The sequence below is a fragment of the Tenacibaculum gallaicum genome, assembly GCF_003387615.1.
GTDB classification, from domain to species: domain Bacteria; phylum Bacteroidota; class Bacteroidia; order Flavobacteriales; family Flavobacteriaceae; genus Polaribacter; species Polaribacter gallaicus.
Genome location: NZ_QUNS01000007.1, coordinates 42,791 through 64,596, shown reverse-complemented (window position 1 = coordinate 64,596; position 21,806 = coordinate 42,791). Strand labels below are relative to the sequence as shown.

At 31.9% G+C, this 21,806-nt stretch carries 20 protein-coding genes; 12 read left to right on the top strand and 8 right to left on the bottom strand.

The window, feature by feature from the left end; all coding sequences use genetic code 11:
• The first annotated feature begins 22 nt into the window (after positions 1–22).
• The 6 genes from C7448_RS12515 to C7448_RS12490 all read left to right on the top strand — a co-directional run bounded on the left by C7448_RS12515 (position 23) and on the right by C7448_RS12490 (position 6,543).
• The gene (locus C7448_RS12515; RefSeq protein WP_115901728.1) at positions 23–997 is read left to right on the top strand and encodes a hypothetical protein; all 975 of its coding nucleotides are present in this window, start codon (positions 23–25) and stop codon (positions 995–997) included.
• Positions 998–1,125: 128 nt separating this feature from the next.
• On the top strand, positions 1,126–2,100 hold the full coding sequence (locus tag C7448_RS12510) for a hypothetical protein (protein WP_115901727.1): 975 nt from the start codon (positions 1,126–1,128) through the stop codon (positions 2,098–2,100).
• Between the two features lie 128 nt (positions 2,101–2,228).
• On the top strand, positions 2,229–3,215 hold the full coding sequence (locus C7448_RS12505; RefSeq protein ID WP_115901726.1) for a hypothetical protein: 987 nt from the start codon (positions 2,229–2,231) through the stop codon (positions 3,213–3,215).
• A gap of 241 nt (positions 3,216–3,456) precedes the next feature.
• Positions 3,457–3,867 carry an HYC_CC_PP family protein gene (locus tag C7448_RS12500; protein ID WP_115901725.1) on the top strand — a complete coding sequence of 137 codons (411 nt, stop codon included), beginning with the start codon at positions 3,457–3,459 and terminating at the stop codon, positions 3,865–3,867.
• 58 nt (positions 3,868–3,925) lie between these two features.
• Positions 3,926–6,151, top strand: coding sequence for a TonB-dependent receptor (locus C7448_RS12495; RefSeq protein WP_115901724.1), 2,226 nt, complete (start codon positions 3,926–3,928; stop codon positions 6,149–6,151).
• A 29-nt stretch (positions 6,152–6,180) separates the two neighbouring features.
• Positions 6,181–6,543 (top strand): heavy-metal-associated domain-containing protein, encoded by a 363-nt coding sequence (locus tag C7448_RS12490; protein ID WP_115901723.1) that lies wholly within the window; start codon positions 6,181–6,183, stop codon positions 6,541–6,543.
• 40 nt (positions 6,544–6,583) lie between these two features.
• On the opposite strand, the gene C7448_RS12485 is transcribed toward C7448_RS12490, so the two are convergent.
• The 5 genes from C7448_RS12485 to C7448_RS12465 are packed head-to-tail and all read right to left on the bottom strand — an operon-like array spanning position 6,584 to position 10,965.
• Positions 6,584–7,420 carry a pseudouridine synthase gene (locus C7448_RS12485; protein ID WP_211321915.1) on the bottom strand — a complete coding sequence of 279 codons (837 nt, stop codon included), beginning with the start codon at positions 7,418–7,420 and terminating at the stop codon, positions 6,584–6,586.
• Between the two features lie 46 nt (positions 7,421–7,466).
• A complete protein-coding gene (locus C7448_RS12480; protein ID WP_115901721.1) occupies positions 7,467–8,384 on the bottom strand; it encodes a geranylgeranylglycerol-phosphate geranylgeranyltransferase in 918 nt (305 codons plus the stop codon).
• A gap of 9 nt (positions 8,385–8,393) precedes the next feature.
• Positions 8,394–9,320: a mevalonate kinase family protein gene (locus C7448_RS12475; protein WP_115901720.1), complete on the bottom strand. Its 927-nt coding sequence runs from the start codon at positions 9,318–9,320 to the stop codon at positions 8,394–8,396.
• Between the two features lie 51 nt (positions 9,321–9,371).
• Positions 9,372–9,866: a toxin-antitoxin system YwqK family antitoxin gene (locus C7448_RS12470; RefSeq protein WP_115901719.1), complete on the bottom strand. Its 495-nt coding sequence runs from the start codon at positions 9,864–9,866 to the stop codon at positions 9,372–9,374.
• A gap of 13 nt (positions 9,867–9,879) precedes the next feature.
• Entirely contained in the window at positions 9,880–10,965 is a 1,086-nt protein-coding gene (locus tag C7448_RS12465) for a diphosphomevalonate/mevalonate 3,5-bisphosphate decarboxylase family protein (RefSeq protein WP_115901718.1), read from the bottom strand.
• 78 nt (positions 10,966–11,043) lie between these two features.
• Between C7448_RS12465 and C7448_RS12460 the strand changes: the two genes are divergently transcribed.
• Together C7448_RS12460 and C7448_RS12455 are read left to right on the top strand one after the other, a co-directional pair.
• Complete coding sequence (locus C7448_RS12460) at positions 11,044–11,274, top strand: hypothetical protein (protein ID WP_115901717.1); 231 nt, start codon at positions 11,044–11,046, stop codon at positions 11,272–11,274.
• Between the two features lie 23 nt (positions 11,275–11,297).
• The gene (locus C7448_RS12455; protein ID WP_115901716.1) at positions 11,298–11,600 is read left to right on the top strand and encodes a hypothetical protein; all 303 of its coding nucleotides are present in this window, start codon (positions 11,298–11,300) and stop codon (positions 11,598–11,600) included.
• A 55-nt stretch (positions 11,601–11,655) separates the two neighbouring features.
• Here the strand turns inward: C7448_RS12455 and C7448_RS12450 are convergent, their stop codons facing one another.
• The 3 genes from C7448_RS12450 to C7448_RS12440 form a co-directional block, all read right to left on the bottom strand.
• Entirely contained in the window at positions 11,656–12,864 is a 1,209-nt protein-coding gene (locus C7448_RS12450) for a BaiN/RdsA family NAD(P)/FAD-dependent oxidoreductase (RefSeq protein ID WP_115901715.1), read from the bottom strand.
• Between the two features lie 119 nt (positions 12,865–12,983).
• The gene (locus C7448_RS12445) at positions 12,984–13,928 is read right to left on the bottom strand and encodes a GYDIA family GHMP kinase (RefSeq protein WP_115901714.1); all 945 of its coding nucleotides are present in this window, start codon (positions 13,926–13,928) and stop codon (positions 12,984–12,986) included.
• Positions 13,928–15,661 carry a hydroxymethylglutaryl-CoA reductase, degradative gene (locus C7448_RS12440; RefSeq protein WP_115901713.1) on the bottom strand — a complete coding sequence of 578 codons (1,734 nt, stop codon included), beginning with the start codon at positions 15,659–15,661 and terminating at the stop codon, positions 13,928–13,930. Before C7448_RS12440 ends, C7448_RS12445 begins: the two co-directional genes overlap by 1 nt.
• 142 nt (positions 15,662–15,803) lie before the next feature.
• On the opposite strand from C7448_RS12440, the gene C7448_RS12435 reads away from it, so the two are divergent.
• The 4 genes from C7448_RS12435 to C7448_RS12420 all read left to right on the top strand — a co-directional run bounded on the left by C7448_RS12435 (position 15,804) and on the right by C7448_RS12420 (position 21,803).
• Positions 15,804–17,951 carry a S9 family peptidase gene (locus C7448_RS12435; RefSeq protein ID WP_115901802.1) on the top strand — a complete coding sequence of 716 codons (2,148 nt, stop codon included), beginning with the start codon at positions 15,804–15,806 and terminating at the stop codon, positions 17,949–17,951.
• Between the two features lie 9 nt (positions 17,952–17,960).
• The gene (locus C7448_RS12430; RefSeq protein WP_115901712.1) at positions 17,961–19,340 is read left to right on the top strand and encodes a peptide MFS transporter; all 1,380 of its coding nucleotides are present in this window, start codon (positions 17,961–17,963) and stop codon (positions 19,338–19,340) included.
• Between the two features lie 82 nt (positions 19,341–19,422).
• Positions 19,423–21,186, top strand: coding sequence for a peptide MFS transporter (locus tag C7448_RS12425; RefSeq protein WP_115901711.1), 1,764 nt, complete (start codon positions 19,423–19,425; stop codon positions 21,184–21,186).
• Positions 21,187–21,284: 98 nt separating this feature from the next.
• Complete coding sequence (locus C7448_RS12420; protein ID WP_115901710.1) at positions 21,285–21,803, top strand: thioredoxin family protein; 519 nt, start codon at positions 21,285–21,287, stop codon at positions 21,801–21,803.
• The last annotated feature ends 3 nt before the right edge of the window (positions 21,804–21,806 follow it).

The following is a 21,806-nucleotide window of genomic DNA, read 5'->3' as shown; positions in this document are numbered from 1 at the left end:
AAACCTTTTAAGAAAAAAGTAAATGATTGATATAAAGTTAGACAAAAATAAAATAACTACTTTTAAAGGAAAGAAACATAAAAAAGTTCTTTTTCTAGAAATAGCAAAAAAACCTTATGATATAAAATCCTCTTTTTTAAAAGAATTTATTTGTATTAATGATGAGTATTATGCTTTTGATTATTATGATTTTAAAGGAGACTTACAAACAGGATTAGGTATAATTATATTTTCAGTGGTGCTTCATTTTTGGGCTGGGGGTGGTTTAGTAACTGGTCCTTTTTGGATTACAGGATTAATCTTTCTTGTAGGCTTATCTTTTATAATTAAACTTTTGGTAATTAAAGAGAAAAAATTAATTATGGATAGACTAGGTGGTTTATTTTCATATCCAAATTATTGGTCAAATACTCCAGTGATAGTAAATTTTAAAGATGCTATTTTTATTAATGCGGCACAAGGAAAAATGGGTACCCCAACACTAATGGCCCCTTATTCTAATTGGTCAATAAATGGTTTTGTCTTTATTATAGTAGACGTTATTAGTCAATTATCTTTTTACGTTTGGTATATGGATAAAAACCGTCCTTTGCCACCAGGAGATGCTTTTGATCCGTACCGTCAAAAAGATTTTGAGCGTAGAAAAGCAGAAGGATTTCCGCCACCGTTATATTACAGTTGTGGTATTCCTACTCCAGAAGCCACTCCAGAACAACAAGCCGAAAGAGAACAATATTGGAAAGACGAAGAGTACTACGCTCCGGATATTAAAAGGCCTAAGGATTCAGAAATTTTTAATAAAAGAACGCATAAAAGTTGGAACCCGTGTGTTTTTGGAAAAAAAGAAGCGGTATTTGCTAACAAATGGTATGAATTTACCTTTGCTAATGGTAAAGTTGTATACATGCTTACCAACGAAAAAGGAGAAGGATTTCTCCCTCCAGAAGATGAAAAGTATGAGGTAGCATCACTTACTTTAAAAGATACATGGTTTTAAACTAAAAGTACTGGTAAAAAAGGTTATTAAAAAATATTCCAATAATCAAGGACCAGTAGCAATAGACATACTTCCTAAATTATTATCTAAAGAGGCATGGAAAAATAAACCTTTTAAGAAAAAAGTAAATGATTGATATAAAGTTAGACAAAAATAAAATAACTGCTTTTAAAGGAAAAGAACATAAAAAGGTTCTTTTCCTAGAAATAGAAAAAAGGCCAAAAGATAGATACTCTGATTTTAAAGAAGATTTTATTAGGATTGATGATGAGTATTATGTTTTCGATTATTATGATTTTAAAGGAGATTTGCAAACAGGCTTAGGGATAATTATCTTTTCAATTATACTTCATTTCTGGGCAGGGGGTAGTTTAGTAACTGGTCCTTTTTGGATTACAGGATTAATCTTTCTTGTAGGCTTATCTTTCATGATTAAACCTTTGGCAATTAAAGAGAAAAAATTAATTATGGATAGACTAGGTGGTTTATTTTCATACCCAAATTATTGGTCAAATACTCCAGTGATAGTAAATTTTAAAGACGCTATTTTTCTTAATGCACCACAAGGAAAAATGGGAGCTCCTTCATTAATGGCTCCATATTCTAATTGGAGAATTAATGGATTTATTTTAGCAGGAATAGAGGTTAAAAGTAAATTATCTTTTTTTGTTTGGTATATGGATAAAAACAGACCTTTACCACCAGGTAAAACATTTGATCCGTATCGTCAAAAAGATTTTGAGCGTAGAAAAGCAGAGGGGTTTCCGCCACCGTTATATTACAGTTGTGGTATTCCTACTCCAGAAGCCACTCCAGAACAACAAGCAGAAAGAGAACAATATTGGAAAGACGAAGAGTACTACGCTCCGGATATTAAAAGGCCTAAAAACTCAGAAATTTTTAATAAAAGAACCCATAAAAGTTGGAACCCGTGTGTTTTTGGAGAAAAAGAAGCGGTACTTGCTAATAAATGGTATGAATTTACCTTTGTTAATGGTAAAATTGTATACATGCTTACCAATGAAAAAGGAGAAGGGTTTCTTCCTCCAGAAGATGAAAAATATGAAGTAGCATCACTTACTTTAAAAGATACATGGTTTTAAGCAGAAAGTATTGATAAGAAAGGTTATTAAAAAATATTCCAATTATCAGGGGCCGGTAGCAATAAATATACTTCCTAAATTATTATCTAAAGAGGCATGGAAAGATAAACCTTTTAAGAAAAAAGTGAATGATTGATATAAAGTTAGATAAAAATAAAGTAGCTACTTATAAAAGGAAAAAAACTAAAAAGGCATTTCTTTTAGAAATTGTAAGAATCCCAGAGAAATTAAAGTTAATACATTTAAAAGGTGAAGAAGGATATCTACATGTAGATGATGAATATTTTGTTTTTGACTATTATTACCCAAAAGGGGATTTGAAGTCAGGGGGAGGGATTATTCTTTTTTCTTTAATTTTACATTTTGGAATCGGTGGAAGTTTTAGTACCGGAGCACCTTTTCCTGTTACAGCACCAATTTTTTTGTTTGGTTTGTGTTTTATTATAAAAACATTTATTTTTAAAAATAAAAAACTAATAATGGATAGAATGCAAGGTCTTTTTTCTTATCCTAATTATTGGTCAAATACTCCTGCAATTGTTTATTTTAAAGAAGTTATTTTAATTTTAACTCATAAAGGAAAAATATCAGTTCCAACTTTAGTAGCTCCATACACAAACGTAAAATTTGGAGGATTTATATTATCTGTCACAGGAGTTATGGATAGACTATCTTTTTACGTTTGGTATATGGATAAAAACCGTTCTTTGCCACCAGGAGATGCTTTTGATCCGTATCGTCAAAAAGATTTTGAACGCAGAAAAGCAGAAGGATTTCCGCCACCGTTATATTACAGTTGTGGTATTCCTACCCCAGAAGTAACTCCAGAACAACAAGCCGAAAGAGAACAATATTGGAAAGACGAAGAGTACTACGCTCCGGATATTAAAAGGCCTAAGGATTCAGAAATTTTTAATAAAAGAACGCATAAGAATTGGAGTCCATGTGTTTTTGGAGAAAAAGAAGCGGTACTTGCTAACAAATGGTATGAATTTACCTTTGCTAATGATAAAGTTGTGTACATGCTTACCAATGAAAAAGGAGAAGGATTTCTCCCTCCAGAAGATGAAAAGTATGAGGTAGCATCACTTACTTTAAAAGATACATGGTTTTAAACTAAGTAAATTAAATGAAAGGATGTTAGAACAATTGTTTTAAAGTATTTAAGTAAAAAAGAAAAGGTTTTTTTATTTTGTAGGTCAAATAATATTATTTGCTATCCGGGCTTTTGTTGTGCTAAAGGTTTATTTTTACATATAAAGATGATGAAATTGTTTTTTTACTAAAAACATTAAATAAATAGAAGTTAAAGGAAATTAAAAAACAAAGTTTTAAAAATTTGTACCTTTGCAAGGCATGAAGAAACATTTTTCTAAAATAACAGCTATAACCTTAGCAATAACAGTGTTGCTATCTACATTCTCATTTAATGTAGAAAAGCATTTTTGTGGTGATTTTTTAGTGGCTGTTTCTTATGTAGGAAGTGTAGCTAGCTGTGATGATGTAGAAGAAGATAGCTGCGAGAGTAAAGCAATAGAAGCATCATGTTGTAAAGATGATGCAGAGCTTATAAAAGGGCAAACTCAAATTCAAAAATCGTCTGTAGAAAAAATAACCTTTATAAAGGTTGCTACAGCGGTTACTTCATATGTTTTTAACAGTCTGTTATTTCAAGATTTAGAAAAACAGTTTGTTCCACATGAATTTTATATACCACCCAAACTGTTTTATAATATACAGGTACTTCACGAAGTCTTTATCATATGATTTACAATTCTTACTTAAAAAAATAAGAATTGTATAATGTAGTATGATAAAATAAACAATGAGAAAAAACTTTATAATCAGTATTTTTTTACTGATTTCTCTATCACTTTTTGCTCAAGAAGAGTTAAAGGGAGTGATAAAAGATAATAATAATTTAGAAATATTAGGAGCCAATGTGTATTGGTTAAATACAAGTGTAGGAACAACCACTAATGAAACAGGAACGTTTAGTATTCCATATAAAAAAGAGTATCAAAAGTTGGTAATAAGCTTTGTTGGTTATAAAACAGATACAATAATAGTTAATAGTTTAACGCCTGTTCGTCATTATTTAACAGAAAGTAACACGTTAGAAGAGGTTGCGGTTTCTGCGAAAAGAAACTCTACCCAACGGTCGTATTTGCAAACACAAAACTTAGTAACTATAAATAGTGATGAATTGTTAAAAGCGGCTTGCTGTAATCTGTCAGAAAGTTTCGAAACCAATCCGTCAATAGACGTTAACTTTTCTGATGCTTTAACAGGAACGAAACAAATTCAAATGTTAGGATTAACAAGTCCGTATTTGTTAATTACTCAAGAAAATATTCCGTCAATTAGAGGAGCTGCACAAGCATTCGGATTAACATTTACACCTGGAACCTGGGTAGAAAGTATTCAAATAACTAAAGGCGCAGGAAGTGTTGTGAATGGTTTTGAAAGTATTTCAGGTCAAATAAATACTGAGTTAGTAAAACCATCAACCAATCATAAATTTTACCTTAACGCTTATGGAGCAGCAGGAGGTAGGTTAGAGTTCAATACGCATTTCAATCAAAAAGTAAGTGAAAAATGGCAAACAGGTTTGTATGTACATGGTAATTATAGAGGAGAAAAATTTGATAAAAACAAGGATAACTTTTTAGACAATCCATTAGCAGAACAAATTAATGTGATGAATCGTTGGCAATATACTGATGCCGAAAAAGGTTGGGTAAGTTTTATCAATTTTAGGTATTTAGACGATTCAAAACAAGTAGGGGAAGTTGGTTTTAACCGAGAAATAGATAAAGGATCAACTACTGTTTGGGGAAGCGAAATTAAAACCAAACGTTTTGATACTTCTGTAAAAGTAGGTTACGTATTTCCTGATATGCCATTTCAAAATATGGGCTTTCAAGCAGCGTATAGTAATCATAAACAAGATTCATATTTTGGATTGAGAGATTACAATATTCAGCATCAAAGCTTTTATAGCAGTTTTATGTTTAGCTCTATTATCGGAGATACTCGTAACAAATTCAAAACAGGTGCTAGCTTTACCTATGATAACTACGAAGAGTTTATTAGTGAGATGTTGTCTCCGAATTTTAATAGAAAAGAAAACTCTGTAGGAGCTTTTTTTGAATATGCTTATGATAATGCAGATAATTTAAGCGTTACAGCAGGCGTTCGATTAGATCATCATAACCTATTAGGAACTTTTGTAACACCAAGATTGCACATGCGTTATGTTCCTTGGGAAAGAGCAGTGTTAAGAGCTTCTGTAGGAAGAGGAAAACGAAGTGCTAATATTTTTGCAGAGAATCAACAGCTTTTTGCTTCATCACGAGCGATTACTATTGAAAATACAGGCGGAAATATTTATGGTTTAGACCCAGAAGAGGCTTGGAATTATGGGGTGTCGTTTTTGCAAGGATATAAATTATTTGGAAGAAAAGGAGATGTTACATTTGATTTTTATCAAACAAACTTTTCAAACCAAGTAGTAGTTGATTGGGAGAATCCACAAGAAATTTCTTTTTATAATTTAGAAGGGAAAAGTATAGCAAATAGCTTCCAGATAGAAATGAATCAAAATATTATTCCATATTTCAATGCTCGATTCTCGTATAAGTTTTATGATGTTTCTACAGATTATAAATCAGGAAACTTAGCGAAAGCTTTACAAGCAAAACATCGTTTTTTTGCCAACGTATCTTACGAAACTAAAACGGAGGAAAGCGATGCTAGCTGGAAATTTGACGTAACCTATAACTGGATAGGAGAGCAACGATTACCTAATACAAACAACCAGTTGCCAACATATTCAGATAGCTATAATTTGTTAAACACTCAAATAACAAAAGTGTTTTCAAAAAAGTTTGAAATGTATGCTGGAGCAGAAAACATTACAAATTACAAACAAAAAAATCCTATACTGGGAAGTGATAATCCTTTTGGAGCAAATTTTGATACCACTATTATATATGCACCAGTTTTTGGAAGTAACTTCTACGCAGGATTACGATTTAAAATAGATTAATTAATTCAATAAATAAAAACAAAGAACTTATGAAAAATATATTATTAGCAGTTGTTTTGCTTTTAAGTACATCAGCATTTGCTCAGAAAAAAAATGCCAAAACTTCTTTCGAAGTAGATGGTGTTTGTATGATGTGTAAACAACGTATAGAAAAAGCAGCATTAAAAACTAAAGGAGTAAAATTTGCAAAATGGGATGTAAACACTCATAAATTAAGCTTAATTATAGATGAACGTAAAACAACTGCAGAAACGGTTAAGAAAAGTGTGGCAGGTGTAGGGCATGATACGAAAGAGTTTAAAGCAACTAAAGAAGCCTATGACAATTTACATGAATGTTGTAAATATCGAGATGAAGAGGTACAGGAAGACCATAAAAAACCAAAGAAATAATCAAAAAGAAATCCCGAGTGTTAAACTCGGGATTTTTATTTTACAACATTTGTAATGTGTTAATTTCTTGTTGTGTTAATTCACGCCATCTACCACGAGGTAAATTCTTTTTAGTTAAACCAGCAAAGATAACTCTGTCTAGTTTTGTAACGGTATATCCGAAGTGTTCAAAAATCTTACGAACAATACGGTTTCTACCAGAGTGAATCTCAATACCAACCTCAGTTTTACGTTCGCCTTCAACATAAGAAACAGCATCAATAAATACTTTTCTGCCTTCTATAATTACATCACCACGTAATTTTTCTAAATCAGCAATGCTTAATTTTTTATCTAAAGAAGCATGGTATAATTTACGAACATTATGTTTAGGGTGCGTTAATTTTTTTGCCAACTCACCATCGTTAGTAAATAATAATAATCCAGTAGTATTTCTGTCTAATCTTCCAACAGGGTATATACGTTCTTTTGTAGCGTTTCCTACTAGTTCCATTACAGTTTTACGACCACGGTCATCTTCCATAGTAGTAATGTAATTTTTAGGTTTGTTTAATAAAACGTAACGTTTCTGCTCCATAGAAATTAAAGTTCCGTCAAAACGAACTTCATCACCAGGCTGTACTTTATACCCCATTTCGGTAACTAATTCCCCGTTAACAGAAACACTTCCGTGCTCAATGTAAGTATCTGCTTCTCTACGAGAGCAAATTCCTGAGTTAGAGATGAATTTGTTTAAACGAATACCAGTACTCTCAGTTTTTTTCTGAGCAGGTTTATTACTTTTAGGTTTTCTGAAATCTTTTTTGAATTGATTTTTTTCTTGAGGATTGCTGTTGCGTCCAGCTTGTCGTCCTCTCGACGAGTTTTTTGAATTCATAATTAAATTTTAAAAAGTGCGCAAAGTTACAGTAATTATTTGGTTTTTAATCTAAAACCTGTACTACTTTATCTACGATTAAAGATTTATCAATAAATAATAAGCTAAAAACACCTATTAATAATAATACTTTTAAAATGTTATGAGCCAATCGATATTGATTGTTTTTTGTTGATTTCCATGTATAAAAACCAACAAATATTAAGGTAATAGCAGCTAAATAAAAATAGTACTTCATATACTCAATAGCAGGATAATTAAATAAAACCCCGATTGGAACTAAAGTCAATACCATTAGTAAAATGATTAGTTTTTTGGTGTTCTGTTCTCCATATTTTACAGGAAAAGTAGTGTAATTATTAACAATAGCTCCTTTAATATTTTCTAAATCCTTCATGAGTTCACGAATCATAATGACTAAAAAAAGAAAGATAGCATGCACAAAAATTACTTTAGAAAAGTTTTTATAGTGTACAAATATCACAAAAAAAGGAAGTATGGTTAATATTGTGGCAGTTATTAAGCCTATTAACGGATGTTTTTTTAGCTTATGAGAGTAGAACCAAATTCCAAAAATATATATTGAAAAAAACAAGGCTGCGCGCCATGATACCAACCATCCGAAGAAAAAACCAATAAAGTTTAGTGTGAAATATAAAGTCAATTTAGTTTCTTGTTTTACGTAAGAATCTAATCCTGTTTTTATAGGTCTGTTAATAATGTCGGCCTTTTTATCGTAAAAATTATTGATAATATACCCAGAAGCAACTACGCAAACGGTAGCAATAACTAAATAGAGCAAATGCCAGTCAAAAACTACAGGTTTAACTGATTTCGTATCAGAGAAAATAAAAATAGCAGCCAAATATTGAGCTGCTATTAATACTAAAATGTTGTAACCTCTTATGACAGATAAAAGGCTAAATATTTTTAAGAAAAATGTATTATTTTTAAATGTACTCATAGTAGCATTTTAAAAGCGATACACCAACTCTAATTTGTAATCTTTTAAACTGTTTTTTGCTTTTTCATAATCTTCAGTAAAACCCAAGATGTAACCTCCACCGCCTGAACCACAAAGTTTTAAGTAATAGTCGTTGGTTTGTATACCTTGTTCCCAAACTTTATGAAAAGCTGTTGGAATCATAGGTTTAAAGTTGGCTAAAACTACTTTTGATAATTTTTTAACATTGCCAAACAACGACTTAACATTCCCTTGTAAAAAGTCTTCAATACAAGCATCGGTATGTGTTGCAAACTCCTCACTAACCATTTTACGAAAACCTTCATTTTTCATCTTGTTCATAAAGATGTTAACCATAGGCTCAGTTTCACCAATTTGCTCAGAATCTAATAAGAAAACAGCTCCTTTTCCTTCTTTTTGAGAAGGGATTCCTGCTGGTTCAATATGTTCTCTTGAATTGATTAAAATTGGCAAACTTAAATAAGAGTTTAAAGGATCTAATCCAGAACTTTTACCGTGGAAAAAAGATTCCATCAAAGAGAAAACTTGTTTTAAGGTTAAAAGTTTATCTCTTGTTAAGTTCTCTAAAACTGTAATTTTATTATTAGCATACTTATCGTAAATAGAAGCTACTAAAGCACCCGAACTCCCTACACCATATCCTTGAGGTATTGAAGAGTCGAAATACATTCCGTCGTCAATATCATTTTTCAAAGAATCTAAATCAAAAGAAACTGTATTAGAGTTTAAGTTAGCCAAATATGTGTAGAAATTAGCCAAACTTTCATTTGATTTTTTGGCTTCTCCTGTTAAGTTTCGTGCAGATTTTAACGCTCCTTTATAAGAACTAAAAGGTATTGCTAATCCTTTAGAATCTTTAATAATTCCGTACTCACCAAAGAGTAATATTTTTGCGTAAAATAAGGGTCCTTTCATAGGTGTTTTAATTACGATGCAAACATACGAGTAAAACCACTAGTTTACAAACTAGTATACGTTTTTGTAAAAAGTTTTCCAAACACCAACTTTTTCATTATTACGGTATTTACCTTTTGTTTCTATTTTACCGTTTTTGTAAAAAGTTTTCCATACACCTTCTCTTTCACCTTCCTCATACTTTCCTTCCTCTTTTAACTCACCAGATTCATAATATACTTTTCGAATTCCGTGAAGTTTTCCTTTTTTGTAATTAGCTCTGTGAAAAGGCTTTCCATTTGCGTGATAATATAGTACTAAACCATCAAAGACTTCTTCGTTAGGAGTGTTCACTGTACTAAAACCTTCCATTTGAATCTGTCCATCTTTGTAGTAATCTACAATCCAAAATCCGTCGTTCATCCTTTTAGGAGCTGGTCTATAAAACTCATGCTCTCCTTTTGCTGTTTCGTGCCAGTTTTTATCGAACCAAATAGTATCTTGTGCGGTAACTGAATTGGTTATAAAGCCAATAAAAAGGGCTATTATTAATGTTGAAGTTCTCATAATAGTAGGGAATTTAGGTTAAAATAGGTCTCGCGCCAAAACCCACACTATCACAAATATAATGATTTTTTTGGCAGTATGCAGCTAAATCATTCTTAATAAATACTTCAACTTCAGTCTTTTCCGAATTAGGATATAATACGTGTACGTTTGCACCTGCATCTAATGTAAAACAAATATTGCTATCGTTTTCTCGTCTGTATTCCCATATTTTATTGATGATTTCTAACGTGTTAGGTTTCATTAAAATAAAATATGGATTACTAGTTAACATCATTGCATGTAATGTTAAAGCTTCGCTTTCAACAAGGTTAATGAATGTTTTGATGTCTCCGTTTTGAAGAATTTTCGAAATTTTTTCCAGATTTTCATTAGCCTGGGTAAAACGGTTTTCTGCATACGGATGATCGTGCATTAAATTGTGACCAACAGTACTCGAAACTTGTTTTTCTCCTTTGTCTACTAACAAAATAGCGTCTTGATAATTTTCAAAAACAGGATGAATTTTATAAGGGAATTTTATACCGAATAAATCTGAACTTCCTTTAATTTTTGGATGACTTCCCCAAACAACTAAAGGTCCTTCGATACTTCTACTAGCACTTCCTGATCCTAAACGAGCTAAAAAAGAAGCCTTTTTGTTAATATATTTATCAGTTAAATTCGGGTTTAATTCTTTTTCTAAATTCATTAAACACATGGTAATGGCACTCATTCCGCTTGCAGAAGAAGCAATACCACTACTATGAGGAAAAGAATTTTCAGAAGAAATAACCATGTTATACTCTAAAATATACGTACAGTATTTTTGAATTCTTTCAAAGAATTTGGCTATTTTAGGCTTAAAATCATCTTTCTTTTTTCCTTCAAAAAACAACTCAAATTCTGCTTTATTTTTTGGTAATGTCTTTGTAAACTCAATTTTTGTAGTCGTGTGGCAATTGTTTAATGTAAAACTTATCGAGGCATTTTTAGGAATTTGAGGCTCACTTTTCCCCCAGTATTTTACCAAAGCAATATTACTAGGTGTTTGCCATGTAACGGTTAGGCTATCTACTTTTTTATCTTGAGAAAGAAATAAGAAATCTGATGTATTCAACGTATAAAAATTTTGCCGTAAAGATAGAATTTCGCTTACACTTGTGCTAATGAATTTTTAATTAGGTATTTTTGTTCTATGAGAAAAATTAAACTGATTTGGGATTTTAAAGGTCCTGATGGATTGGAAACAGCAAAACACCATTGCATACATTTAAAAGAATTTGCTCAGATGGATAGTTTGCCTTACCATGAAGTAAATTTTGTATCTTTAAACGAAATGCACACCATAGCCTTTATAGTGGTTAATGAAGAAAATATGAAAATCTTTAGAGATGCATTAAAACCTCACAGAGGAGAATTAGCTTAATTAACAGTAAAAAAAATAGACCTATGTTTTTAATTAATGCCTTAGCAAAACCTAAAAAATCTTCTGAACATTACGATGAAGTTATCGGAGCTTACGTAAGCTTATATATCGATTATAAAGATATTGAAGGAGCTATGCGATTAGCGAAATTTTACATCAAAAATGAAGACTGGAAAGTAGTTGAAATAGAAGACGAATATTTTACGTTAGATTCTGTGGATGATGTAGAAGATGATGAACAAAAAGAATTATATGAAGAAGCTGTAGAGTACGGATATTCTATCATTTTTAACTGTTACGAAGAAGAAGGAGAAGACGAAGATTAAAAAAGTAAAGTCATTTCGAACGAAGAACTTTTAAGACTTTGTTCGAAATGATTTTTTATTCAGCAATCGCATTGGCGCAAATAAAACCACCTGTCCAAGCATTTTGAAAGTTAAAGCCACCGGTAACGGCATCAATATTTAGCACTTCGCCCACAAAAAACAAGTTTTTATGTTTTTTGCTTTCAAAACGCTTAAAGTTAATTTCTTTTAAATCGATACCACCAGCGGTAACAAATTCCTCTTTAAAGGTAGTTCGTCCGTTAGCATTGAACAATCCTTTTGTTAATTGATTAGCTAATTTTTGAAGCTGTTTGTTACTTAAATCGGCCCAGTTTTGATTGCTTTTTATGTCTGAAGCAACAACTAAACGTTCCCATAAACGACGAGGAATATCACTAAAAGGAGATTTTAAAATTACTTGTTTTTTAGCCTGTGATTTCTTTAGTCCTTGTAACTCTTCGAAAACAGAATTTGTATCTTGTCCTAGCCAATTTACCAGTACGTTGTATTGATAGTTTTTGTCGGCTAAAATACGAGCGCCAAAAGCGGATAATTTTAAAATGGCAGGACCACTCAAGCCCCAATGGGTAATTAGTAATGGACCAGAGTTTTCTAAATTCGTTCCAACAAGTGTTACTTCAGCATTTGGCACAGAAACTCCACCTAAATCAATAATTCGTTTATCTTTAATATTAAAAGTAAATAAAGACGGAACAGGTTCTATAATTGTATGATCTAGCGTTTTACATAAATCCCATACTTTTTTACTACTTCCTGCGGCAACGACAACGTAATCAGATTCAAAATCTTGATTCTTTGTGTTGATAATCCACTTTTTATCTTGTTGATAAATGGAGTTTACACCATGGTTTTTTAACACTGTGATTCCGAGGTTATCAACAGCGTTTTGAAAACAATCTATAATTGCTTGTGATGTATTAGCTTCTGGAAATACTCGATTATCTTCTTCAATTTTTAAAGGAATGCCACGGTTTTCAAACCATTCAAAAGTATCACCCGTCATGAATTGATGAAAAGGGCCTAATAATTCTTTTTCACCTCTTGGGTAGAATTTTGTTAGTTCTTTAGGGTCAAAACAAGCATGAGTAACATTACAACGACCACCACCAGAAATTTTCACTTTTTGTAAAACTTCTTTTCCTTTTTCAAGAATGGTAATATCCAACTCAGGGTTAAGTTCTTTTGCATTAATTGCAGTAAAATAACCTGCAGCTCCACCACCAATAATAATAACTTTTTTCATCTTTTTATGTCAGTTCGAGTAATTTTCGGTAGAAAATTGTATCGAGAACCTTTTTAAATCATCTCGATACAAATTTATTTCATTCTTCAATAAATTTACTCGATGTGACAGGCTTAATTTTATAAAATCATTTCTTTATATGGAAGGATCGTATTGAATCCTTTTTGTTGAAAATAGTTTGTAGTATTTTCATTTCCTGTAGCTAAAATAAAATCACCGCCCCAAGCACCTAAACTTTTTACTTCACCAAAATAGTCGGGAAATAATCTTTCTTTTACGGTGTCTTGTTTTATAATTGAACTAATGATTTGTTCATGCTCAATAATAATTTTTTCTAAATCTTTAGAAGTATTAGCTTTTAAAAATTCTTGAGTTAAATTGTCAATTTCAGGAATTAATGTTTTTGCTTCTTCTTTGTGTTTTTTATAGTGAGCAATCCCTTCTCTACTATTTTGTTTTTGGTTTAAATACACAAAAAACAATTCTTCAGAAAAGTTAGGATTGAAATTAACCTCTTTAACTATTGGTTGGTGACTGAGCGTAGCCGGAGTCACTTTTAATTGATATAAAATTGGTGTATTGTGTTTTGCACAAGCAATATCGTAACCACTACCAGAAAAAGCATTCCAAAGTAAGGTAAACGGATTTACATTTGCCCAAGTAGCAATATTGTTAATTAAGGTTGATGAACTTCCTAATCCCCAGTTTTGTGGGAAAGTTAAATTGGTTTTTACAATAAAACCATGTTCAGTATTTAAAAATTTTGGATTTAAACGTTTTGCTTCTTGTAAAATATCTCGTAAAGTCTCAGCAATAAACTCAGCACTTCCTTCCCTATCAGAATTAAACGTTGCAGAAATTAATCTCAGTTTAGGTAAATCAAAAGAAGCTTCGAACCAACATTCTCCTGTATGTGCAAAACTTCCCCAAATAAGTTGTGGTTCTTTAATAGGTTCAACGATTAAATCTTGTCCAAATTTGGTAGGAACTGCTAACGAAGTTGCACCATCCAAAACAACGTACTCACCAGTGAGTAATAACTTTCCGTTAGAGTAGTGTCGCATTATACTAATCCAAATTGTTTAAAGTGATGTGTAAAATGTTTTACTTGAAATTTTTTCCAATATTCATAGTCTAGTTCTCCAAAAAATGGATGTACAACTGTTCGGTTTGGATCTTCAGTAAAAACCTTTTCGAAGAATTGGACTTGATTAAGTAAATCATCAATAGCTTCTTCCATTGAATTAAACTTCAAAGGAGTTGGGTCTTCTGATAAAAAAGGAGCTTTGAATCCAATTTGTAATTCACTATCAGAGTTTAAGAACGGTTTTCTTCGAGCCGTTTTTTCGTCTGAAACATAAATGTCAACATTCCAATTTCCGTTAGCAATTTGAGTAACGATGCTTAAATGCTCTACCATTTGTTGTCCTTTCATTTTTCCAAATAAAGGTTTAGCATCAGTTTTTAAATTAGCAAGTGTACTACGTACTCCTTCCTCATTTAAAAAATCTACCCATTGTACTTTGGGTTTACGCAACTCGTTGAGCTTTTCAACCACAGCGCTATGTGAGGCTGTTCTGTCTTCAAAATAGGCAGCTACAACTTCTTTTTCTTCATTAGTAGCTTTGTGTTGATTTAAAATATTCATTAAGTGCATTTTCATGTGCCCATGTTGGATCCCTTTGGTAGTTAAGGCACGCAATGCAGCAAAATTTTGAGCTAAACCAGCGGAAGCAATAATTTGCATTAAAATGCGTGCGCTTGGTTTTTGCATCATGTCTAAAGATAGTTTAGCCATTGGATGTAAAGCAGTCAAGCCGCCTACAGTTCCCAGTGCTAGTGGAATTTCAATCCAAAACTTAAAAATTCCGTTTTTTACTTCACAGTGGGTTAAGCTTTTATATTGTCCGTCTTTTGAAGCGTACGCATGTGCACCAGCCTCAATTGCTCTAAAATCGTTACCTGTAGCCAATACAACAGCATCTATTCCGTTCATAATACCTTTGTTGTGTGTTACTGCACGATATGGTTCTATCTCAGCAATCTTAACAGCTTGTTCAAATTTTTGAGCAAATTTTTCAGGATTCTTCCCGCCTAGTTCTTCTACTTTACAGCTGACTTCCGCTCTAACTAAACATTCAGGAACGTAATTAGAAAGAATACTCATTACAATTTCAATATCACCTTTTCTAAAAGTTCTTGCAATAGCTTCTAAACAAGAGTTGATGAAATTGGCTCCCATACTATCTTTTGTTTCAAAAGTAACATGTAATTGATAGTAGTTTGCAAGCTTATCAGTCTTGTCAACTAATTTAATATCTAAAATCCCGCCACCGCGTTTTTCCATGTTTTTAGTAATGGATGCCGTAGCTGCGTATAATTCAGTTTTTTGTTGGTTGAAATAATTTTTTAGCTCATTCTTATCACCAGCATATATAAAATGTACTTGACCAATTTTGGTAGTAGAAATCACCTCGGTTTTAAACCCACCACGAGTACTCCAAAATTTAGCAACTAAAGAAGCAGCAGCAACTACAGAGCTTTCTTCAACTACCATTGGTATTACATAGCTGCGTCCGTTAATAATAAAATTAGGAGCAATACCGTAAGGCATATAAAAGTTAGAAATGGTATTTTCAATAAAATCATCATGCAATTGTTGTAGTTTATCATCTACATTCCAATATTGCGTAATAGTTTGTGTAATTTCTGGTTGATTGTTAAAGTAAGTTTTTGCCAACCAGTCTATTTTTTCTTCTTTGGTAAGTTTAGAAAAACCAGAGATCGTTTTAGACATTCTCAATTCTTTTTTGATGGCTCAAAGATACGTGAATCATGTTAAAATGGTTGTGTTATTTGGTTTTTATGATTTTTTTGAGGGGATTTTTGGCTATTTTTCCGTAAACTTGGCAAACTTTTTAGATAAACAACAACTTAACATGAAGAAATTATTACTATTGTTTATAGGAATATCTTCGCTAGTACAAGCTCAAAAAAAAGATATTTCTTTAGAGGATATATGGCGAAAAGGCACGTTTAGAGCCGATTATATGAACTCTTTAAATTCTATGAATGGAGATTTTTATTCGCTATTGAATTATGGAGAAGGCAGTTCTACTGTAGATAAATACAGCTACGAAACTTTAGAAAAAGTAGCAACTATAGTTGATAGTAAAGATTTAGCTGGATTAGAATATTTTCAATCATATAGCTTTAACAACGATGAGACTAAATTAATTTTAGGAACAAACTTCAAACAAATTTTCCGTCATTCATATTTAGGTACATTTTATGTGTATGATATCGCTACAAAATCGTTAGACTTAATTGGTACAGATATTCAAGAGCCAACTTTTTCTCCTGATAGTAAAAAAATAGCGTACGCTAAAGACAACAATTTATTTATTAAAGATTACTCTGAAACTAATACCGTAATTCAAATTACTAATAGCGGTAAAAAGAATGAAATCATTAACGGTATTACTGATTGGGTTTATGAAGAGGAGTTTGGTTTCGTAAAAGCATTTGAATGGAGTAAAGACAGTAAAAACTTAGCATATTTACGTTTTGATGAAAGTAAAGTTAAAACTTTTTCAATGGACGTATATGGAAAAGAAAAGTATCCAACACAGCATGTGTTTAAATATCCAAAGGCTGGTGAAGAAAATGCCAAAGTAGCTTTGCGTATATTTTCATTAGAAACCAATAAAACGGCTGAAATTAGAGTTGGAGATTACGAGTATATTCCAAGAATTAACTGGACAAACAACCCAAATATATTAGCTGTTAGAACATTAAATCGTCATCAAAACGATTTAAAAATGTATTTTGTTGACGCAACTACTTTTAATAGTTCTGTTGTTTTAAATGAAACTGATAAAGCTTATGTAGATATTACAGATGATTTAACTTTCTTAGATGATAATAGTTTTATTTGGACAAGTGAAAAAGATGGGTACAACCATATTTATCACTATGATAAGGATGGAAAATTGTTAAATCAAGTAACTAAAGGAAACTGGGAGGTTACTTCATACTACGGATACAATGCTGATAAGAAAACTATCTATTATCAATCAGTAGAAAATGGTGCTATCAATAGAGGAGTATATAGTGTTTCTTTAGATGGAAAAAACAAGAAGTTGTTAAGTAACTCTTCAGGAACAAATAATGCTGCCTTTAGCAAAAACATGCACTACTTTATTAATACTTTTTCTGACGTAAATACACCACCAGTGTATACGTTAAGAAATGATGAAGGAAAGGTGTTAAAAACTATAAAAGATAATGCCGCTTTAAAAGAAACTATTGCAGGATATAATTTAAGTAAAAAAGAGTTTTCTACAATTAATGTAAATGGAAACGACTTAAATATGTACACTATCAAACCTGCAAATTTTGACGCAAGTAAAAAATATCCAGTGTTAATGTATCAATACTCAGGACCAGGTTCTCAAAATGTAAAAAACAGCTGGAACGGTTCTAACGATTATTGGCACCAAATGTTAGTACAAGACGGTTATATAGTTGTTTGTGTTGATGGTAGAGGAACAGGTTTTAAAGGACGTGACTTTAAGAAAGTTACTTATATGAATTTAGTGAAGTATGAAACTGAAGATCAAATTTCAGTTGCTAAAGAGTTAGCAAAATTATCGTATGTAGATGCTAATAGAATCGGTATTTGGGGGTGGTCTTTTGGAGGACATATGAGTACAAATTGTTTACTAAAAGGAAATGATGTGTTTGCGGCAGCAATTGCAGTAGCACCAGTAACTACTTGGCGTTTCTATGATACAATTTATACAGAACGTTACATGCGTACACCAGAGGAAAATCCAGCAGGATATGATGATAATTCACCATTGAATTACCCAGAATTATTAAAAGGTAAGTATTTACTAATTCATGGAACAGGTGATGATAATGTACATGTGCAAAATGCTTATAGAATGGCAGAAGCGTTAATTCAAGCAAACAAGCAGTTTGAATGGGGAATGTATCCAGATAAGAATCATGGTATTTATGGAGGAAACACTCGTTTACACTTGTATACCAAAATGACTAACTTTATTAAAAACAACTTATAAACCAAACATATGGCAAATTCAACTCCTATTAAGCAGAAAGAAATATTTGGACACCCAGCAGGGCTATACGTACTGTTTTTTACAGAAATGTGGGAACGCTTTTCGTATTACGGAATGAGAGCGATACTTGTACTATATTTAGTTACAAAAACAACAGAAACAAATGCAGGTTTAGGTTGGTCTAATACTGAAGCGTTAGCCTTATACGGTTGGTATACAATGTTAGTTTATGTAGCTTCAATTCCAGGAGGTTGGATTGCAGATAAGTTCTTAGGACAAAAAAAATCAGTTGTTTTAGGAGCAATACTATTAGTTATTGGACATACCATTTTAGCAATTGAGGAATTATGGGCTTTTTATACTGGTCTTGGATTTATTATTGCGGGTGTAGGTATGCTAAAGCCTAATATATCAACGATGGTTGGTGGATTGTATAAAAAAGGAGATATTAGAAGAGATAAAGGGTTTACTATTTTCTATATTGGTATTAATGTAGGAGCATTTTTATCAAGTTTAATTGTAGGTTATGTAGGAGAAAAGTATGGATGGCATTATGGTTTTGGATTGGCTGGGATTTGTATGTTTTTTGGTCTTGTACAGTTTTTGCTTGGTCAGAAACACTTACAAGGAGTTGGAGATTTCTTAGGGAGTTCAGAAAAAGAAGAGGATATTGAAGCATTGAAGAGACCATTAACTAAAATAGAAAAAGATAGAGTAATTGTGTTAATTCTTTCTTTTTTAATGGTGATTGTTTTCTTTGGAGCGTTTGAACAAGCTGGAGGGTTGATGAATATTTATGCAAAAGATAAAACCAACAGAATGTTAATGGGGTGGGAAGTTCCTGCGTCTTGGTTTCAGTCCTTAAATGCATTTTTTATTATTACATTAGGAACTCTAGTGGCAGGTTATTGGGCTAAAAGAAAATTAAAAGGAAAAGAAGCTTCATCATTGTTCAAAATGATAATGGGGCTTGTAATTATGGGGGCTGGATTTTTATTTATGAGTGCAGCAACAGCAGAGCATAACAGTACAGGTGAATCGGCTATGTACTGGTTAGTTTTAGCTTATTTATTCCATACAGTAGGAGAATTAAGTTTATCTCCAGTTTCATTATCTTTTGTAACAAAACTAGCACCAGCTAAATATGCGTCGTTAATGATGGGCCTTTATTTTGCTACTACAGGATTAGGGAATAAGGTTGCAGGTTTGCTAGGAGAATCAGCATCACAGTTTGGAGAGTTTAATATTTTTACAGGGATAGCAGTTTTCTGTATTTTGTTCGGACTTTTAATTTATGTTTTCTTTAAAAAACTAAAAGCGTTAACGCATGGTGCTGAAGACAATGAAAGAGATTTGTTACACAGTGTTGAGGAAGCAAGTAATAATTAATTAAAAGAATAATTATATATAAACCTTGGTAATATTATTAATATCAAGGTTTTTTCTATTGTAAACTATATATCAAAAAATAATGAGTTCAGTTACATCAAATGATTTTTTTAAATCTAAGGTACTAGGGCATCCATCTGGGTTATTTGTCCTGTTTTTTACAGAAATGTGGGAGCGTTTTTCGTTTTATGGAATGCGTGTACTGTTAATAAACTTTTTAACAGCTGCAGCAGTTGGTGCTAACCCTGGTTGGGAATGGTCTGCAGAAAATGCAGGGGCATTATTTGGTACCTATGCAATGTTGTTGTACTTAACACCAATTTTAGGAGGTATTATAGCTGATAAATTAACAGGATATCGTTGGGCAGTGGTTATAGGGTCGATAATTATGACTTTAGGGCATGCTGCTATGGCAATTGAAACAGAGTTTTGGCTATACGTAGGTTTGGCTTTATTAGTAATAGGTACAGGTTTCTTTAAACCTAATATGACGTCTATTATTTCTGAAATGTATAAAGATTTACCAGAAAAGAAAGATGGTGCTTATACCATTTTCTATATGGGAGTTAATGCGGGAGCATTTTTCGGAATGATGTTATGCGGATATTTAGCTGAAAAAGTAGGTTGGTCTTGGGGATTCGGTTTAGCAGGAATTTTTATGTTATTAGGGACTCTACAATTTTGGTTAGCGAAACCATTATTTGGTACTATTGGTGATGTTCCTTCTACAAAAGAAAAGGAAGAAAGTAGTGAAATATTTGTTACAGAAACGTCTAAGGAAAATGACAAAGCAAACCCTTTTACTAGCTTAGATAAAATTTTAATCGTTATTTCTTCAGTAATTGGTTTAGGGTATGCAATTAATGATCCATTATCAAAAATTGGAGGAATAGATATTTTCGGTGCGTTAAAAGTTGGAGATTTTGATGGGCAGTACGTAGCAGTATTGTTTGGTTTAGCAGTCTTTTTATTTTTAACAATTTCTCGTATATCACGATATACCAAAATTATAAGGGATAGAATGATAGCAGTAATTATTTTCGCATTTTTTACTGTTTTTTTCTGGATGAGTTTTGAGCAAGGGGCAACTTCATTAATACTTTTTGCTCGTGATAATGTTGATAGAGTTTTAACAGGTAACGCACAAACAATTTTTAATATAGTAAATACACTATTAACTGTAATCCCTTTAATAATTATTACTTGGGTATTGTATTTATTAGGAAAGGAAACAGGTAAAAGAATTCCAGTATCAAACTTTGTATTAGCAGTTTGTTTTCTTGGTGTATGGGCACTAGTAGGGTGGATGTTATATTCAGAATTTTCTGCAGAAGCTTCAGAGATTACAGTATCATGGTTCTCAATTTTAAACTCATTTTTTATCATAGCCTTTGCTAATTTATTCTCTAAGTGGTGGGACTCAAAATACAATCCGTCTGCAGCTGTTAAATATGGCTTAGGTTTAATTATTATGGCTGTCGGATTCGGTTTGTTAGCTTTTGGAGCTTATGGAATTACCGATGGAGTAAAAGTAAGTATGGTATGGTTAATCTTAGCATATCTATTCCATACATTAGGTGAATTATGCTTGTCACCAGTAGGACTTTCTTATGTTTCTAAATTAGTGCCAGCACGTATGATTGCATTTATGTTTGGTATGTGGTACTTAGCTATTGCAATAGGAAACAAGTTAGCAGCAGTATTTGGAGGTCAAATCGAAAATATTACTAAAGAATACAGTTTATCAACGTTCTTTTTAATTTTTACGATAGTACCAACAATTGCAGGTTTATTAGTTATAGCTTTAAATCCAGTAATTAAAAAATTAATGCATGGAGTTAAATAACTCTAAATAAACGTTAAAACAATATTTTACAACCTGTCAATTTTAAATATTGGCAGGTTTTTTTGTAAATTTGGAACACTTATTGAGACTTAAGGAGTATGAAAAAAATAATATTAGTAGTAGTTTTAACCGTTATTTCACTAGGGGTAAAGGCACAGGATAAAGTAAATTGGTTAAGCTTTGAAAAGGCAATGGAAATGAGTGAAAAAGACCCAAAACCAATTTTAGTAGATATTTATACCGATTGGTGTGGTTGGTGTAAAAAAATGGATAAAACCACTTATAAAAATAAAACAATTGTAGAGTATATCAATACGCATTATTACCCAGTAAAATTAAACGGAGAAGCAAAACACGATATTACTTTTCAAGGAAAAACTTTTAAGTATGAAGCTCAAGGGAGAAGAGGATATCATCAGTTAGCAGCAGCGATTATGAAAGGGCAGTTAAGCTACCCGTCAACAGCTTTTTTTAATGCAGAAAGACAATTGTTACAAAATGTACCTGGGTACTTAGAAGAAAAAAGATTTGAAAAAATACTAGCATATTTTAATAAGGATAATTACAAGAATACACCATGGAAAGAGTTTGAAAAAAACTTTAAAAGCGCCATGTAAAAT